Origin of the sequence: Tolypothrix bouteillei VB521301, assembly GCF_000760695.4 — a bacterium.
Classification (GTDB): domain Bacteria; phylum Cyanobacteriota; class Cyanobacteriia; order Cyanobacteriales; family Nostocaceae; genus Scytonema; species Scytonema bouteillei_A.
This window is the reverse complement of sequence record NZ_JHEG04000001.1, coordinates 7573977-7592852: the sequence shown is the minus strand read 5'-3', so window position 1 is coordinate 7592852 and position 18876 is coordinate 7573977. Positions and strand designations below refer to the sequence as shown.

At 43.2% G+C, this 18876-nt stretch carries 12 protein-coding genes; 9 read left to right on the top strand and 3 right to left on the bottom strand.

From position 1 onward, the window contains the following. Positions 1-77 precede the first annotated feature (77 nt). Positions 78-341: a hypothetical protein gene (locus HC643_RS31075; protein ID WP_038082216.1), complete on the top strand. Its 264-nt coding sequence runs from the start codon at positions 78-80 to the stop codon at positions 339-341. 157 nt (positions 342-498) lie between these two features. Further along, the gene (locus HC643_RS31070; protein WP_038082214.1) at positions 499-2265 is read left to right on the top strand and encodes a bifunctional serine/threonine-protein kinase/formylglycine-generating enzyme family protein; all 1767 of its coding nucleotides are present in this window, start codon (positions 499-501) and stop codon (positions 2263-2265) included. 11 nt (positions 2266-2276) lie between these two features. Here the strand turns inward: HC643_RS31070 and HC643_RS31065 are convergent, their stop codons facing one another. The 3 genes from HC643_RS31065 to HC643_RS31055 form a co-directional block, all read right to left on the bottom strand. Continuing rightward, a complete protein-coding gene (locus tag HC643_RS31065; RefSeq protein WP_082051878.1) occupies positions 2277-4013 on the bottom strand; it encodes an AAA family ATPase in 1737 nt (578 codons plus the stop codon). 585 nt (positions 4014-4598) lie between these two features. After that, positions 4599-6599, bottom strand: a complete 2001-nt coding sequence (locus HC643_RS31060; RefSeq protein ID WP_038082213.1) for an AAA family ATPase — start codon at positions 6597-6599, stop codon at positions 4599-4601. A gap of 100 nt (positions 6600-6699) precedes the next feature. Continuing rightward, complete coding sequence (locus HC643_RS31055; protein WP_038082212.1) at positions 6700-8145, bottom strand: hybrid sensor histidine kinase/response regulator; 1446 nt, start codon at positions 8143-8145, stop codon at positions 6700-6702. A 463-nt stretch (positions 8146-8608) separates the two neighbouring features. Between HC643_RS31055 and HC643_RS31050 the strand changes: the two genes are divergently transcribed. The 7 genes from HC643_RS31050 to mrdA all read left to right on the top strand — a co-directional run bounded on the left by HC643_RS31050 (position 8609) and on the right by mrdA (position 18771). Further along, positions 8609-10054: an ATPase domain-containing protein gene (locus HC643_RS31050; RefSeq protein WP_038082210.1), complete on the top strand. Its 1446-nt coding sequence runs from the start codon at positions 8609-8611 to the stop codon at positions 10052-10054. A gap of 182 nt (positions 10055-10236) precedes the next feature. Next, positions 10237-11412 (top strand): ATP-binding response regulator, encoded by a 1176-nt coding sequence (locus tag HC643_RS31045; protein ID WP_038082208.1) that lies wholly within the window; start codon positions 10237-10239, stop codon positions 11410-11412. A gap of 365 nt (positions 11413-11777) precedes the next feature. Beyond that, entirely contained in the window at positions 11778-12029 is a 252-nt protein-coding gene (locus tag HC643_RS31040) for a hypothetical protein (RefSeq protein WP_038082207.1), read from the top strand. A 110-nt stretch (positions 12030-12139) separates the two neighbouring features. Beyond that, positions 12140-12721, top strand: coding sequence for an REP-associated tyrosine transposase (locus HC643_RS31035; protein ID WP_050046658.1), 582 nt, complete (start codon positions 12140-12142; stop codon positions 12719-12721). 209 nt (positions 12722-12930) lie between these two features. After that, a complete protein-coding gene (locus HC643_RS31030) occupies positions 12931-15231 on the top strand; it encodes a DUF1796 family putative cysteine peptidase (protein WP_050046659.1) in 2301 nt (766 codons plus the stop codon). A gap of 5 nt (positions 15232-15236) precedes the next feature. Then, complete coding sequence (locus HC643_RS31025; protein ID WP_038082204.1) at positions 15237-16721, top strand: acyl-CoA synthetase; 1485 nt, start codon at positions 15237-15239, stop codon at positions 16719-16721. A 190-nt stretch (positions 16722-16911) separates the two neighbouring features. Then, the gene (gene mrdA / locus HC643_RS31020) at positions 16912-18771 is read left to right on the top strand and encodes a penicillin-binding protein 2 (RefSeq protein WP_038082203.1); all 1860 of its coding nucleotides are present in this window, start codon (positions 16912-16914) and stop codon (positions 18769-18771) included. Positions 18772-18876 lie beyond the last annotated feature (105 nt).

Sequence of the window (18876 nt, the reverse complement as noted above, 5' to 3'; positions counted from 1 at the left end):
AGATACGTTTCATACTCTCAAATATTTGAGATAATAATGTATTGTACTTGGTGACTCATACATTACAATACAGACCTATGTCTCTCAGAGAACAATGGAATGCTGCGCGATCGCAACGTCAACAAGAAGTGCTAGAACGGCGACAGATGGTTGCAAACTTTCTTTTAGAGACGCGATCGCACCTCGACGAAGTCTGGCTCGAACAGCGACAGCAACGCGTGGCATACGTAGCAGCTATCAAAAATTATGTATGGGGGACAACTCCTGATACTGATAATGGTAGCAGCAATACAACCAATTTAGGGCAAAGTGAGGTACCTACACTGCCTAAGTACAGGTGAGTATAAGCAAAAGCCCTACTCGATTCGATCGGCAGAAATACAAGCAATATATTAATAAATGTAACAATAGGTGTAAAATTTACACTCAACTAATGACAAAGAACAACCTCAGCCATTTAACATAATTTATACCGACTTACTTGAAAGGAAGTAAACCATGCATCCCAATCAGTTGTGGCAAATGTTTGAAGATGAGTGGTTTACTCCCAAGTATCGCCTGAAAAAGCTGTTGGGTGCGGGAGCATTTGGGGCTGTATTTTTAGCAGATGAAGTCATTGCCGATCGCGTTATTCGGGAAGTTGCCATTAAAATTTTCTCAAATGAGGGCGAGCAGCAACGTCAGATTGCCGAGTTACAAACTGCTATTTCCCTAAAACATCCCGGACTTTTGGAGGGATTCAGCCCCGAACAAGGATGGCTCAAAGGAATTGAGTGTCTTGGTTTAGTGATGGAATTAGCCCAAAATTCATTAACAAAGCGGTTACAACAGGGTAGTTTACCGCTTTCAGAAGTTAAAGCAATTGTCAAAAATTTAGCAGGATCGTTGCAGTATTTACATAACAAAGGCATCGTTCATCGCGACCTAAAACCTGCTAACATCATGCAAGTCGATGGACAGTGGAAGTTGACAGATTTCGGTATTTCCCGACTCTTAGAAAATCGCAATGGCAGCGATACCTCTCCTACCAATCAGGTGGGTACTATCGCTTATGCACCTCCAGAATCATACAAAGGCAAGATTTCTTTTGCGTGGGATTTGTGGTCTCTGGGAACCGTCATCGCCGAAATACTGACAGGTGTACATCCCTTTGCCAGCAACAACTCTGGTGAGTTGATGCAGCGAATCATACACGAAGAACCAGCACTTCCAGAACTCCCAACTCCCTTTGCGACGATCGTCAAAGGTTGTTTGGTTAAAGATTATACACAACGTTGGACGGCAACTCAAGTGCTTGCAAGTCTCGATCCAACTGCAGATTTAGGTAGAGTTACAGTTCTGTTGCCTCTTTCCCCTAGCTTTCGTAAAATTATCCCTACAGAAGCCGGTGCGACTGGATGCGCTACAATTCCGGTGGCAAATATTCAAATGCAAGCAAAAGAGCCATACCAGCAGTTGACTCCAGCAACTCAAGAGCAGAAACAAGCTATCATCCAAGCCAACCGAAACTCTAACTACCAAGAACGTCTTCCTGGTGGTTCTATGCTGGATACGATCGCCATTCCTGGCGGCAGTTTTTTCATGGGAACTGCAACGGAAGACATCGAGCAGGTTTTAAAACTGGAAACTTGGTTTAAACGCTCAGAAGTCATCAAGTGGTTGCGTCCAGAAATGCCCCAGCATCGGGTGAATGTACCTGCCTTTTACATGAGCAAAACTCCGATTACCCAGGAGCAATGGCAGGCAGTCATGCAGACTAATCCTTCTCATTTCAGTAGCCTGCTGCGTCCGGTGGAAAGCATATCATGGTGGCAGGCACAAGAATTTTGCGATCGCCTTGGAGAACTCACAAATAAATCCTATCGCCTCCCCACGGAAGCTGAATGGGAATATGCTTGTCGTGCTGGTACGCAAACGCTTTACAGTTTCGGCAATAGCAAACAACCATTACGGGACTACGCCTGGTACACCTGGAACTCCCGCCAGCAAACCCAACTTGTCGGACAAAAGAAACCAAATGCCTGGGGTTTACAGGATATGCACGGCTTAGTCTGGGAGTGGTGCCAAGACCACTGGCATGAAAACTATAATGGAGCGCCCACTGATGGTAGTGCTTGGGTACAAGGCGGACACCCAACGAAGCATTCAGTGAGAGGCGGTTCCTGGTACAGCTTGGCAGATGATTGCCGCTGCGTCTATCGTTTTTGTTATGATGCCAGTTTCCGCTATTCCAGTCTTGGGTTTCGTGTGGTACGTTCTGAATAAAAGGTATGTTTTTATACTCGACGCTGTTGGCTCAAAACTTGGTGAGCGTAATTAAAATCTTCATTTGTGATTTGAATTGCCCCTGGAGCCATCATTCCTTGAGAACGATAGCGACGGATGGCTTCCACAGCAGCGCGATCGCCGAGCAATGCCAAATCTGCCCCGTTCCAACCCTCAGTGACTGCCGCCCAGTAAGCTAAATTTACATTTTGCAAGGGACGTTCTTGATTGTAAACTTGCAAAATTGCCCAACGACTCTCCAAATTGGGTAAATCTACTTTTAACTGTAAATCTAACCGTCCAGCCCTTAACAAAGCGGGATCTAAAGCATCGGGACGATTGGTAGCAGCAATCACCAGAATGGTAGAACTTGCCTGTAAACCGTCTAACTCTGTTAGCAATTGTCCAACAACGCGATCGCTCACTCCTGAATCACCGTTATAACGCCCTCTTGTTGGTGCTAAAGTATCAATTTCATCAATAAAGACAACACAGGGAGCGGCTTGTCTTGCTTTGGCAAACAGTTCTCGCACTGCTTGTTCGCTAGCACCTACCCACTTACTCAATAATTCTGGCCCATTGACACAGATAAAATTAGCTCTGGCTTGGGAAGCAACAGCTTTAGCCAACATGGTTTTACCTGTTCCTGGCGGTCCCCATAATAAAATCCCTTTGGGGGGTCGGGCTTTTGTTTGCAGATAAAGTTCTGGATGTAACAATGCACCTTCTACAGACTCCCTCAAGGTTTGTTTAATTTCCTCCAACCCCCCAATGGCTTCCCAAGTGACATTCGGGGATTCAACTTCAACCGCACGTAAAACAGCAGGTTTAATTTCTTGGAATGCTTGTAAAAAATCTGACTGATGTACGGTCAACTGTTCGGGAATTGGGTCTGCTATTGAAGGAACTTGACGGCGTAAAGCACTGTAAGCAGCTTTCTGACAGATAGCTTTCAAGTCTGCACCCACAAATCCCACAGTTAGATCTGCGATCGTCTCTAAATCTACTGTCTCATCTAGAGGCATTGAGCGAGTTAATATCTGTAAGATTTCCAAACGCCCTTGTTGGTTTGGCACGCGAAACAGCACTTCCCGGTCAAATCTTCCAGGACGGCGCAAGGCTGGATCGAGGTGATTGGGGCGATTAGTAGCAGCCAACACAATGACGCCTTTTGTTTGAGCAAAGCCATCCATGAGGCTCAAAAGCTGTGCAACCAGACGTTTTTCTACTTCCCCTTCTACCTTGCTGCGGTCTGGAGCAAGGCTGTCAATTTCATCAATAAAGACTATGCAAGGAGCCTTCTTAGCAGCTTGTTCAAAAATACCCCGCAGTCTTTGTTCTGCTTCACCGTAATATTTACCGATAACTTCTGGTCCGACTACAGCAATGCAGTTAACTCCTAATTCTTTCGCCAAGGCGCGGGCTGTTAAAGTTTTACCAGTCCCAGGTGGTCCAACTAACAAAACGCCCCGTGTGGGTTCTAAACCAATTTGAGCAAGGAGATCGGGACGTTTTAAAGGGATGGCAATCAATTCTTTCAGTTCTTGAAGAACTTCCTTAAGCCCACCCACATCTTTCAAAGATGCATTTGCTGAAACTGTAGAACTCGATTCACTAAGAGTATATCTAGGCGGTTGTTGGTTACGTAAACGAGATTCGCTACGGGTATTGCTCCTTTTGGGGACATGACTGGGGCGAACACCACCGACACGAGGTATAACACTAATAGGTCGAGTTTGGAACTGCATAGTTATCTTAAAAATAGAGAGTGGGGGTTAGGAGTTGGAGGTTAGGGAAGAGAAATTTTCAGAATTGAATGCTTTGATTTTTCAGATTTGTGTTTTCTCTTCTAAGGTTTTTACCAGTTATAAGAACTGCTTAAAAGTTTGGAGAATTAATTTTTACAGTTACATTTGCACAACATTATTGCGTAAGGGTGCTTTACGTTGCACTCTTACAAAATCTGTGCGTTGCATTCTTTTTTCAAATTGGTAAAACCTTTGAATTTAATCTAACAATTTCTATTGAAATATGGTTTATGCTTTGGGCTGATTTACATCACATCACATCTTCTACCAAAATACATAAAATTAGCACGCAAAATGTAGTTTATTAGTTTAAGTTTAATTTTTCAAAAACTGCAAAAAGGTAGATTTTATATAGCAATCCTAAATCATTCGTAAGAAGTTTAGATCCCCGACTTCTCAAAGCACTCGGGGATCTGGACACGGTGGATTTTGTGCCCAGCAAGCAGCGAGCGAGTACTCTATTTAACCGCGAGACGCAGAGTACGCACCAGATAAGAGGTGAGAGAGCTATGGCTTATCGCGGTTCTAGACCGTGAAAACTGCTTCCATCACCGATAACGCACCGTTGTGTTCCAGGCTCACAATTAACCGTTTTCCTGCCAAGGAATTTAAATCGGAGTAATTCTCAAAGATCCAGCGATTAAGCGGACGCTCAACCAAAGTTTCCAGTAAGGTTTTAATTCGCCGTCCGCCAAATAGCAAATTGTCATCTTGTTGCATATACACGTTCAATACTTCTAAGACTATCGGTTGAAACAGTACCTGCAACTGATATTTATCCCAAGCAGATTCTGCTAGCAGCCGGAGAAACTTCTGCCCAATTTGCCAAACAAACTCCGGACGTAGCAAATCAAACACGACGATACTGTCGCCCAAACGGTTCAACAATTCAGCACGACCAATGCGACTGGTAAAGTGCCAATGAACTTCAGCACGAAAATGAGCTTCTACCTGAGCATAGGTGAAGGAATCGACACCTTGGCGTTGTACCTCAGTCATGATACCGTTACGAATAATCGTTCCGGTGTGTGGGTCTGTTAGGTCAGAAGCGCCAATATTACTAGTAAATATAATTACAGTTTGATTGAAATAAACTGTCTGTCCTTTGTCATCTGTAAGGCGACCATCTTCTAGAATTTGGAGAAATTTATCTAAAACTCTGGGATGAGCTTTTTCGATTTCATCAAACAGCAAAATGCTGTAAGGACGCTGTAAAATCCGGTTGGTCAGTTGTCCTCCTTCTTCATGACCTATGAAACCAGGAGGTGCGCCTGTTAACTTCTCTGCTGCGTGTTCTTCTTTGTACTCGCTCATATCAAAGCGGGCGAATGCTTGCTCATCTCCAAAAATCAGCCGTGTTAGTGATTTGGCTAACTCAGTTTTACCCACACCTGTAGGACCCACAAAAAAGAAAATTCCTTTTGGTTTGTTATTGCGACCGCTGACATTACTCAAACTGATGCCTACTTTTGCGCTAGTTAGGAGATTGGTAACAGCTTCTACCGCACGGGGTTGACCGATCACAAATTTGCACAGTTCTTCTCTGGCATAAGCAATTTTATCAGCACTGATTTGCTCAAATGGTTCATCGCGTTGTCCAAATTTATAAAAGTCTACCAGGCGCAACACGGTTTTGGCATTGAGTGGTATACGTTCTCGCCAAGAGGTGTGACGGATAGCTTCTAGATCCATCGTTTGATAATCTTCAGTTAAGGCAGCAAATTCCTCTGCAGCAAGTTCTAGGTCTGAAGGTTGTTGCAAACTGGGACGTTGAGCATTTAACAGATGTCCGCCGTAAAATCCCTGTTGTCCAAAGCGCAAGATAAACTGCTGGCGTTCTTCTTTATTGGGACGGGTCACTTGAACTAAAGCTACAAAAGGATTGCCAGTATAGAACCAAGGTGGTACTCGTCTGAGGTCACTGGCTAGGAGAATGAGAGTGTTGCGATAGCCAGTGAGATTACCTTCAGCAATGACCGATGCTTCCAACGTGCATTTTTTGAGCAACATCAAAAGATGGCGTTCGTCTGCTGAGTGGCGTTCTGGATCGGTAGTGAGCATATCCCCTAAATCCGCGATCGCCACGACTGAGGTTTTTGGTTGAGATAGAACTGCCCGCAAATGACTAAAAGTAATTTCTGGTGACAGGTAACTGCTAGTCAGCCGTTGTTGTACCACCGTTCCAGGATTAGCACGAGATGGGGGCTGCATGGGATCTGCGATCGCACTTGGAGTGGCGGACTGTCCCAAGCGTTCGAGTTGTTGTTCTGCGAGTCGTTGTCGCGCCAATTCCTCAAATATGGGGCGCATCTCTGGTTGAGGAAAAGTCAGACCATCTATCGGATCGTAACGAACAATCAGATCGAAGCCCTGCTTGAGGAAATAGTTATTGAGGAAGACCTCCATGTTCTGATAACTACCCTGCCAGAGAAATTGATCGTGAATGTTACCGTAAAGAATAAAGTGTTGGCGACGGTATAAATGCTTTTCAAAATCTTGAATCCAACGGGCAGAAATCGGGAACATAGAAAATAACACCTATGGCAGAATTCTAGGAAGCACTCGCAATTCCTCTCAACACCTTCCAACGGCAACGGTGAGATCCTCTTTGCGGCATCATATCTAGTTAATGATACCCAGATTTTACTGCTTGCGGGACTTCTACAGGAAGGCGTATGACTATTTCTGTTCCTTGTCCTATTTGCGAGTTACACTGCAATTGACCGCCATGTTGCTCTACGATTATAGAGTAACTGATAGATAATCCCAGCCCTGTTCCTTTTCCTACAGGCTTTGTGGTAAAAAAGGGATCGAATATGGAACTTTGAATGTGAGGTGCAATACCGATTCCATTATCAGCAATCCGAATTTCAACCCATTTTTTATCTCTGTCTTGAGATTCTTGATAAGAATTGCTTAACTGGGTACAAATTTTTATGGCAGGCTGAAAAGGTTCTTCCCAAATTCTTGACTTCTCTTCTATAGCATCAATCGCATTGCTGAAAAGATTCATAAAAACCTGATTTAATTGTCCTGGGTAACAATTGGCTGGAGGAATTTTGCCATATTCTTTCTTCACTTCAATTGCGACTCGGTTGGGTTGTTCTTTGAGACGGCTTTGTAGGATGACGAGTGTACTATCTAAACATTTGTGAAGATCGCCTTGCTGAGTATAAGCCTGGTCATAACCTGAAAAATAACGCATTGACAAGACAATATCTCGAATTCTTTCTGCTCCTACTTGCATCGACTCAAGTACCTTGGGAAAATCTTTAAGCACAAAATCGAGTTCGCAAACTTGTATTGTCTTTAAAATTTCTGGATGTGGCTGAGGATAATACTTACTGTATAATTTGATAATATTTATTAGCACTTCCGTATACTCAGAAGCGTAATCTAGATTGCCATAGATAAAACTGATAGGATTGTTGATTTCGTGAGCTATCCCTGCAGCTATTTGCCCCAAGCTAGACATTTTTTCACTTTGGACAAGCTTTGTTTGAGCTAACTTCAGTTCATCTAAAGCTTGCTGGAGTTGCTGAGTTCTGGCTTGTAATTGTGCTTGCGAACATCGGAGTTCTACTTCCGTTTGCTCGCGAATTTTTATTTCTTGTCTGAGTTGGTCATTTTGCTCTCTGAGTTGCTCGTTTTTCTGCTGAAGCTGAACTTGTAGAGTCCGAAGTGTTAGTTGATAATCTATTCTTGCTAAAACTTCTTCGACTTGAAATGGTTTGGTGATATAGTCTGCTCCTCCCAATTGAAATGCTTTTGCCTTATCCATTCCCGATACTAAGGAACTTAGAAAAATGACGGGAATATCACTAGTCTCGGCATTTAATTTCAACTGCTCGCAAACCTGATACCCATCCATTTCTGGCATCATAATATCAAGAAGAATCAGATCCGGTCGCTGTATGCCTACTGCTCTCAGGGCAACCATACCGCTAATAGCTTGTCTAACTTGATACCCATACGATCGCACAATTGTAGATAAAACTCGTAAGTTGGTTGGTTCATCGTCAACAATAAGAATATCAACTTTGGAAGCTAAAGATGGGGATTGAGGTAGCATAAGTTTATGTTCTTTTTAACAGCCTGTCAGTAAGGCAGCTATGCTGAAATTTTGCATCTCACAAAGAAAGTTCTTCTAATTTACCCAAAGCTTGTTTAAGTCCCCAAACATACGATTTGATTTCTTTTGTATAAAATAAGATATTATGCGATCTCAGTTTTAGTGTTTTATAAGATTTCATGAAGAATACGTAAGTAAGAGATTCTCATTTACAAAAGTATAATTATATACATAAAAGGAGTCATTAAGAGGTGGAAAAAGGAGAGGCCTCTGCCTTTCTTTGTTAAATGCTCCTCCTGGCAAGTATTTTGATAAATTTCCTGAGATAGCTTCAACAGCAGAGTTTTGTCTTACTTAACAAGACTATACATTACTGTAAAGAAACTTAATAAATTCACTAATTTCTATTAATTAATTCAAAATATTAATAATATTTTAATTTTTAATCCTCATAACCCACCAAATGGTTAAGCAACGCCTGTCTACTGGAGTTTCAGGTCTGGACGAAGTTTTGTATGGCGGTCTACTTGCAAACCGAGCTTATCTCATACGGGGTGGGCCTGGTACAGGCAAAACTACCCTGGGATTGCATTTTCTAGCGGTTGGAGTTGCACAAGGGGAAAGCTGTTTGTACATTACGTTGGGGGAATCAGCCGAGCAAATTCGTGACAATGCCAAATCGTTAAATATAGATGCTGAACCGATTACCTTTCTCGACCTTAGCCCAAATACTGAATTTTTTACCCAAGTACAAACCTACGATATATTTTCTCCTGCTGAAGTTGAACGAGAACCCACCACAAAAAGAATCGTTGAAGCAGTAGAAACTAAAAAACCTCAACGAGTTTTTCTTGATGCTATCACTCAGTTCCGCTACCTATCTAGCGATGCTTTTCTATTTCGCAAGCAAGTGTTATCGTTTATCCGCTTTCTTTTATCACAAGGTGCAACTGTGATGTTCTCCTCAGAAGGAACTGAGCGCACTCCTGATGATGACTTGCAATTTATCAGTGATGGCGTTATCCACCTCAACCACTCTCAGTTAGACAGAAGTCTTTGTGTGGCTAAGTTTCGAGGTTCGGACTTTCAGCACAGTTTTCACTCCATGCGGTTGACGAAGACCGGTATGGAAGTTTTTCCGCGTTTACAACCGGAAGTTTACAAGCAGGAGTTTGTTGCTCAAACGATTTCTTCTGGTATTTCAGAACTTGATGAAATGCTGCATGGAGGGTTGGAAAGAGGTACGGTCACGCTCATAACGGGAGCAACGGGTGTTGGAAAAACCACTTTAGGTTTGCAGTTTATGAAAGAAGCTGCTCTAAGGGGCGAACGAGCGGTTATTTATACTTTTGAGGAAGCAGAAAATTCTTTGCTACATCGTTCTGAGTCTGTAAACATCCCCTTATATGACATGCAACAGAAAGAGACATTGTCAATTGTAGAAGTACAACTGTTGCGATTAGCACCCGATGAATTTGCGCGTTTGGTGCGGCATGAGGTAGAAGTGAAACAGGCCAAAATAGTTATGCTTGATAGTATTGCAGGCTACAGGCTCTCTTTACAAGGGGAAAATTTAGTCAGGCATCTTCATGCTCTATGTAAGTATTTGCAGAACATGGGTGTCACAGTGCTGCTAATTAATGAAACGGAGCATATAACAGGAGAATTTCATACCTCTGAATGGGGTATTAGCCACTTAACTGATAACATCGTGTTCTTGCGTTACATAGAAGTTCAAGGTCAAATGCGAAAGGCAATTGGGGTGCTTAAGAAACGGTTATCAGATTTTGAAAAAACTTTGCGGGAAATTGAAATCACTCGTTATGGAGTCCAAGTTAGCAAACCCCTTCATAGTGTGCGACGAATTTTTAGCAGGACACCAGAATGGATAGGTAATGATTCGCAATAAAGTAAAAATCAAAATTTCATCCATAAACTAGAGTTTCTATTGTTGACACTGCTGCTAGAATGACAAGCACAGAAAGTTGATTCATCGCGATCGCATTATCTTAGTACAGGCATTGGGGTAATACAAGTTAGTATGTTTCAAGGATTGATAGAAATAATCCGCAGTTTTCTAGGAGAAGAACTGTGAGACGGATTTTGCTCTTGCTCGAAAACAAGGAAAATCGCCGTTTATTGGCTCATTCGCTGAAAACAAGGTATGAAGTCATAGTACCTGATGTTGACACAAGCCAAGGGAAAACATCTGCTCTATGGGAGCAGTCTTTTGATTTGTGTATCTTATGTGGAGTAACACTTGAAAGTATCGATCGGCAAATACAAGAGAGAAAAAATGCGGAATCGCCAGTCTTACTGCCATTTCTCTTAGTGACTTCACGGCAAAGTGTGGGTATGAGGACTCGTTACCTCTGGCAAAGTGTTGATGAGTTAATTGTTACACCAATACAAAAATTAGAATTGCTTTCTAGAATTGAAGTTTTGTTGCGATCGCGTCTTCTCTCAAAGCAATTGTCTGCTGCTAACAAAAAACTCCTTATGGAGGTTGAACAAAGAAGATGTTTGGAGACAGAAATTCGTTCTTCTTTACAAAAAGAAAGAGAACTTAATGAACTAAAATCTCGCTTTGTTTCAATGGTATCCCACGAGTTTCGCTCTCCCCTACAAGTTATTTTATCATCAGCACAAATGATTGAAATTTATGGCGAGCAACTCTCTAAAGATAGAAAAAAGCAATTTTTTCAGCAAATTAAACAAACAGTTAAAACAATGACTCAATTGTTAGATGATGTGTTGGTCATTGGTCGTGCAGATTTGGGAAGATTTAAAGCAAGTCCCGAAATTCTGGATTTAACAGAATTGTGTAGGGATTTAGCAGAAGAAATTCTTTTAAGTATGAATAGCAAGCATGCGATCTCTTTTGTAACTTATGGAAATTGCTGTGAGGCTTGCGTTGATGAAATTTTAATCCGCCACATCTTGAGCAACTTGCTTTCCAATGCCATCAAGTATTCACCAACAGACAGCACAATTCACTTTATATTACAGTGTGCAGACAACGAAGCTATCTTCAAAATACAAGATCGTGGCATAGGCATTCCTTTAGAAGACAAAGAAACGCTTTTTAGCTTATTCCATCGTGCTGCAAATGTTAAAAATATTCCCGGTACTGGATTGGGGCTGGCGATCGTAAAAAAGTGTGTTGATTTATACGGAGGGACAATTGCTGTCGAGAGCGAACTTGGTGTAGGAACTACCTTTACTGTCACCCTTCCGCTACCACAGCTTGCTCTGATTCGCCGTTGACAGCGATCGCTACCTCGTTCCCAGGCTCAGCCTGGGAATGCCTCAAGGGAGGCTCCGCCTCCGCTCCTCATAACTAAATTTTACGAAAGCAAACACACTTAAAGAATCAAAAAGCTTTCAACATAAAACTCAGAACAAGCGCTGTATCATCTACGTAATTTCTTAATCTCAGATTGCGATCGCAAACCTTATTAAAGCGACATTAAACTCATTCAGTAAAAGCCGATTTATATCTAATAAGCTATAAGTGATTTTCAAAATTTACTTAGGTAAGATATTTGAATTTAAAGATTGTATGTATTGTCTATTCCTAATGATACAAAAAGCTAAAGTAATAAAAGAAAAAATAGCAGGTTTTTTATCTTATGGGACAGTTCTTTTTTACAGTAGCTCCTATCATCACTGATAAAATACTGGAATTAGGAAATACTTTATTGATAAGTCACTTTCAACAGGTTTGTGCTACCAAGTGTGCTGCTATAGCAAAAACCTCGTATGCAGTAGGGCTTGTGCATGGAGCAGGAGGAATGCTTTTATTGATTGTGGTAATAGGAACAGCGATTGTTGTTATTCAACAAATACAAAAATCGCAAACACTACCATACGCGATCGCATAAGTCATTTAGTTGATAATTGTTCCTTACATTCCTCGATCCGGTGGCTGAGCCTGGGAATGCCTTCCTAGAGGCTCCGCCTCACCACCTCACTACATACATAAAGTAAAATAATGGGACGCAGCCGCTATCAAGTACTGGGAACTCAACCCCATTTTCTCACCTGCACCATAGTTAACTGGATACCCTTATTCAGCCAAGTAGAAATTGCACAAATTATTTTAGACTCTCTTAAATTTCTCCATCAGCGTCAACGATTAACTCTTCATGCCTACGTCATTATGGAGAATCATCTTCATTTAATTGCATCTGCTGCAAGTTTATCAAAAGAAATATGCAATTTTAAATCATTTACGGCTCGTTCTATTATTGATTTACTTAAGAAAGATAATAATAATTATATCCTTAATCAGCTTGAATTCTACAAACTTAAATATAAGCACGACCAAGAATATCAACTTTGGCAGGAAGGCTTTCATCCTCAAGCTATTTTAGACGAGGAAATGTTCAGACAAAAGTTGGGTTATATTCATAACAATCCTGTTAAGCGTGGTTATGTGGATGAACCTGCTCATTGGCGATATTCTAGCTATCGGAATTACATTGGTCAGGTGGGATTGTTGGAGGTAGAGATGTTGGGGGAGGCGGAGCCTCTACTAAGGCATTCCCAGGCTGAGCCTGGGAACGAGGGGTAAGGATATTTTACAATTCTTAATATATAAAACGCAATTTAAGGACAGTATATTGTTGGCACCATTACCAGTTCTTAAATATCAGCCTTTATCCTAAATCTTGTGGATGACTTCAAGGTGAAAGTAAATTTCTTTTCCCTTACCCCTAAGCTCTATGAGGATTGAGCGCTTCGGTGTCAGGCATCGTATATTTCTAAATTAGCCAAAAATTTATGTATCAATTCCAGATTATTGCACACACGCAAGCGGGCGAATCTATCGGTCTGGTTGGTTCTACTCCTGAATTGGGATTGTGGGATGTTACAAAATGCGTTCGCCTGCGGACAACTGCCGATCACTATCCATTATGGTGGACAGATACGGAAATCAATTTTGGGTCTATTTTGAACTCAGGCGATCCCCCAAGCACTGCAGAAAGAGCGTTAAGCAATTCCCAGAAAATTGAGTATAAATATGTACATATTGATTCTCAAGGCAACGCAAGATGGGAAGCTTTTGGACGGAACCGTTGGGTACCTGTTGATAGAGGCGATCGATACAGCAGCATCGTTGTGGATGATGGTGCATTTGGTTATTTGCAGCCTTACCCCTTTGGGTATGTTAAAGAACCTACTGTTGAAATGTCTTTACAGGAAGTCTCTGAAGGACTAAAAATCGTTGTGATAGGGAGTTCCGTTGCACGAGGTCATAAAGCTTGGTTGTTGAAAGGTTGGGCTTGGCTGTTGGGACAGGCTTTGCAACAAACATACGGACACCAACTTGTGAATGTATCGGAGGTAGGGGCAAATGTCAGCCGAACAATCGAGCGTTTTGCGTCAGTTGTTACGCCAGAAAAACCAGATGTGGTTATTATTGCCCTATCTTTGGGTAATGAAGGGTTAGCTTATTGTCCCCCCCAGGAACGACGCGCAGTTCAAAGGCGCTTTGAAAGTGGCTTGCAGCAGCTTGTGAAAATGACACGGGAAATAGGCGCACGTCCAATTCTGGGAGGGGTTTATCCCCATGACAACTATTCTCCAGAACATCACTCGCTACTTAAGGGGACGCAAAACCGCATGCTCAATTGGGGCGTTCCGGTACTGGATTGGTTGGCAATCCTGGATGACGGACAAGGAAAATGGAAGGAGGGGACGTCTTTCGATCCATCTCATCCCAATACGATCGCTCACCGTCTCATGTATCAGGCGATTGACTTGCGCTTATTTGAAATCGATCGAGAGGAGTTGATAAAAGAAAAAAAAAGTTTCCAGCAGTCAAACAAAGCCTCTATCTACCTCGACGATGGGGGCTTCCAAGTTTTTGCCTCTATTGAAGAGAAGCGTTTGCAGATTGTCAACTCATCACCTTACAGCTATACCATCGCTCCCTATTGGCAGGAATTCCAAACTACACTGCAAAGTAAGGCAGGATTGATACCTGGTGTCTACATTACGAAATTTGTTTATCAAGGAATACTCCCTTTCTTTGCCGTGCAAGAGGATGGCACGATTGAAACTACAGTGAATATTCCCCCTGGTGCTAACCTGGAATACAGTGCTGCTTTCAATCTTTTTTCAACGCCGAACTCACAAGTTTTGTTCCATAACGAGCAATTGGGAATTGTGCAAGAGAACGAGCAACGTCTCTGGGTGATTAACGAATCAGACCACGAGTACAACATCCATCCTATGTGGCAAGAGGTGCGTAGCGTATTGAAAGCCATATCAGGAGGTGTTTATGAAGATCCGTTTCATCCCGAGATCCCCTTCCGTACCATGATGATAGGTCCTTATGGGTTGGAAAGCCGGGTAAAAATACCACCCAAGTCTGCTGTAGCCTTCCAATACAAATGCAAATTATCAGATATCAGCCGTGTCGCAATTATCCCGTTGGGCGATCGCTGTGCCGTGCGGATGATGTTATACAAGATGGAGTACGATGGTCCCGCTTTTCCCTTCGATCTCACGCGCACTACCAATATTGCAGATATTGCGGATATCATCGAAAACGGTTTTTATGATATATGGAACCCTCGCTTCCTACATTACAATCCAGAGGCACACAGAATCTACCACAGTAAATGGACGGGTTTGTCCTTTGCTCATGAAGTTGAGGACACGGACAACCCCCTTCAAGATTTGTCTCCTGTCTTTGAACGGATGCGCGAGCGGTATACAGCACGTTCCGAAAGATTTTGGTACACGCTCCAAAACTGCGATAAGGCGCTTTTCGTTCGCACGGGTCTTGCCGATCGGGGTGGTGTGATGGATCTCATAAACAAGCTGGAAAAACAATGTCAGGGAAAGTCTTTTCATCTGTTGCTCCTTTCTCCTCAATCCAGTCATGAGTTTTCAGACCTCCCCAATGTGATACATTACAACCTGGAGTTTAACCCCGATCGGATGTATGACGATTTAGGTCACTGGATGTATTGCACTTCTGTGATGCGAGGAATTCTTGAATCCCTTGGGGTGTCTAGCAAGAATCTCTTTTGGTGTCCCCCTAAACCTCCAGTCAATCATCTCAATCGGTAAACAACATGAATCTCCCATTGATAGCCCGTGCTGAAGAACATAACGAGAAAATAGCGATCGTGACAACTGAAGGAGCATTTACGTACCGGGATTTGCTCCACACCTCCAGTCAAATTGCAACAAGTCTGCTACAAGATGCAGAAGATTTACAGGAGCAGCGAGTAGCCTTCCTAATTCCGCCTGGATTTCAGTATGCAGCTACTCAATGGGGTATTTGGCGGGCGGGGGGTATAGCTGTACCACTGTGTAATTCCCACCCGCGACCGGAATTAGAGTATGTCATTACACATTCGGGAGCATCAATGATTGTTGCTCACTCAAATTTTGAGAGTATATTGCGCCCCATTGCGGAAGCACAAAATTTGCGATTTATTCTGACGTCAGACATCCGATCGTCTGATGTCTGTAGCCTCCCACAAGTAGAAATCTCCAGACGTGCATTAATTCTCTATACGAGCGGTACAACAGGTAAACCGAAAGGTGTGGTGACAACTCATGACAATATTCAAGCACAAGTGACTAGCTTGATTGTTGCTTGGGGATGGACATCTAGCGATGGCATTTTGCACGTACTCCCATTACATCACATTCACGGGATTATTAACGTACTAACCTGTGCTTTATGGGCTGGGGCGGAGTGCCATATACTGGGCAAATTTGATGCCGACATCGTGTGGAACCGAATTTCTCAGGGCGACTTAACCCTGTTTATGGCAGTTCCTACCATTTATGTCAAGTTAATTGCTGCTTGGGAAGCAGCTTCTAGCGAGCGCCAAAAAAAGATGTCAGAAGGCTGTGCTAAAATGCGCTTGATGGTTTCCGGTTCAGCAGCGTTACCAGTTCAAGTTTTAGAAAAATGGAAAACGATCGGCAACCACTTTCTGCTTGAGCGTTATGGCATGACTGAAATTGGTATGGCGCTATCAAACCCTTTACAGGGTCAACGGTATGCGGGATATGTAGGAACACCTTTGCCGCAAGTGGAAGTCAGATTAGTCGATGAAAGTGGAGTGTTAGTTCCACCAGGGACACCAGGAGAGATCCAAGTCAAAGGACCTGGAGTGTTTTTGGAGTACTGGCAAAACCCCGAAGCAACAGCAAAAGCCTTCCAAGATGGCTGGTTTTTAACTGGAGATCTTGCCGTAGTTGAGAACGGTAACTACCGCATTTTAGGACGGATGAGCGTGGATATTATCAAAACAGGAGGGTATAAAGTTTCTGCACTGGAAATAGAGGAAGTGTTGCGAACCCATCCAGATATTCAAGAGTGTGCAGTTGTTGGGGTTAAAGATCCAGAATGGGGCGAACGGGTTTGTGCAGCGTTAGTTTTGCAACACTCAGATCGGTTAACATTGGAAGCTTTTAGAAGTTGGGCAAAAGAAAGATTGGCAGTTTATAAAGTACCAACTCGAATTCTGTCAGTTGAAGAATTACCTCGCAATGCTATGGGGAAAGTGACTAAGCCAGCCGTGGTTCAGCTTTTCACCTGAAGGGCGATCGTCGGCGATCGCCCTCGTTCCCAGGCTGAGCCTCGCACAAAAGCTTTCTACAAATGCATTTGGGAATAAAAGACCAGTCAGGGCTGAGCGATCGTCCTTTAGTGTTAATTTTTTCGGATCTGGGATGAGCGTCATTGTATACAGATAACGCCAGTCTTGCAATTGTTATGTTTTAACTATTATGACTTTGTTGCAATCCTCTCAGCCAACAAAAGAAAGAGATATACGTACTGTTGGGCGATCGTACCAGCCCTTATCTTTTATATTACTACCTTTATTATTAGTTACGGGTATCGGCGCTCGCTTGGCATACTTACAAGTTCTTGAAGGTCCAAAACTTCGGCAAAGAGCAGAGTCAAACCGGGTGCGGATAATTCCCAAACAACCAGAACGGGGGAACATCTTCGATCGCAATGGTAAAGTTATAGCCACAACTCGCTATCCGCGTTCTGTATACTTGTGGCCAATGGCACATACAAAACCAGCATGGTCGGTTGTGAGTCCGCGCTTGTCAAAAATTCTCGATATGACCGAAGAAGAAATTGTCGATAAATTAGAAGAAGCGGGTGCCAATTCTTCTCTGGTGCGGATTGCTCGCGACCTCAGCGAAGCAGAAATTACTGCTTTAAAAGAGTATGAAAACGAACTACCGGGTGTGGAAGTTCATACGGAAGCAGTCCGTTATTATCCCTACGGTCAAGCCTTAGCTCACGTATTGGGTTATACACGAGAACTCACAGCCGAACAGTTGGAAGAAAAGAAAAAAGACGGTTACCGACTCGGCGATGTTATCGGTCAAATGGGAGTGGAAAAGGCTTATGAAAAAACATTACGAGGTGAATGGGGCGGTCAGCAAGTAGAAGTAGATAGTAGAGGGCGATCGATACGTGTCTTGGGAGAAAAACAAGCCAAATCGGGCAATGACCTTCATTTGACTTTAGATCTTAACGCACAATTAGCAGCAGAAAAAGCGTTAAAGGGTCGTAATGGTGCTATTGTGGCGCTTGACCCAAATACTGGGGGTGTTTTAGCAATGGTATCTCACCCCGGCTTCGATCCAAATATTTTCTCCAAGCAAAGACTCTCTAAAAAAGATTGGGAAAGCGTACAAGGTAAAGGTTTTCCTTTGCTCAATCGTGCAGTCAGCAGCGTTTACCCACCCGCGAGTACTTTTAAAGTTGTCACTGCAACAGCTGGGCTGGAGTCAGGAAAATATTCTCCCAACACAGTGCTACAAACTTTTGGTTCTCTCAGTGTTGGTGGGGTGACTTTCGGCGAGTGGAACCACAAGGGATTCGGTCCTCTGGGATTTGCAGGTGCTTTAGCATGGAGTAGCGACACTTTCTTCTACCAAATTGGTCGGGGTGTTGGCGGTCGAACTCTCATTGAATGGACTCGCAAATACGGATTTGGCGAGAAAACAGGTATTGAGTTTGAATCCGAAGAAGCCAAAGGGAACGTTCCAGACGAAGCATGGAAGCGAAGAGTTTGGAAAATGCCTTGGACGGTAGGCGACAGCATCAATATGTCTATCGGTCAAGGTGCTTTACAAACGACACCACTACAAGTTGCAGCGATGTTTGCTGTTCCAGCCAATGGTGGATACCGGGTTAAGCCTCATTTGCTGAAAGATAACGAGGTAGCATCTAACTGGCGCACCTCTTTAAATATGAAACCATCAACAATCAAAGTTCTCCGTGATGGATTGCGGAAGGTGGTATCTGAAGGCACTGGTGCTGCTCTTAGAGTCGAAACAATTCCTCCCGCTGCTGGTAAAAGCGGTACTGCGGAAGCATGGAAGGGTCGTGAGAAAGCCAACCACGCTTGGTTTGGAGGATATGCTCCAGCTGATAAGCCAGAAATTGTAGTGTTAGCATTTGCCGAACACTCTGGCGGAGGTGGTGGTAGTGTTTCTGCTCCGATAGTTTTGCAAGTTATGGAAGAATATTTTCAGAAGAAGTATCCAGGGAAATATCAAAAACCCAAGGTTGAAACTTCAGAGCAAAAGACTCCAAGCACGGGAAACACGCGGCGGAATTGAGGACGAGACAAGGGGGACAAGGACGACAAGGAAGAAGTACTGGGAACCGATCCCCCATGCTCGATGCCCAATGCCTATTACCGTTGCAAATCCTCGTTTCCAGGC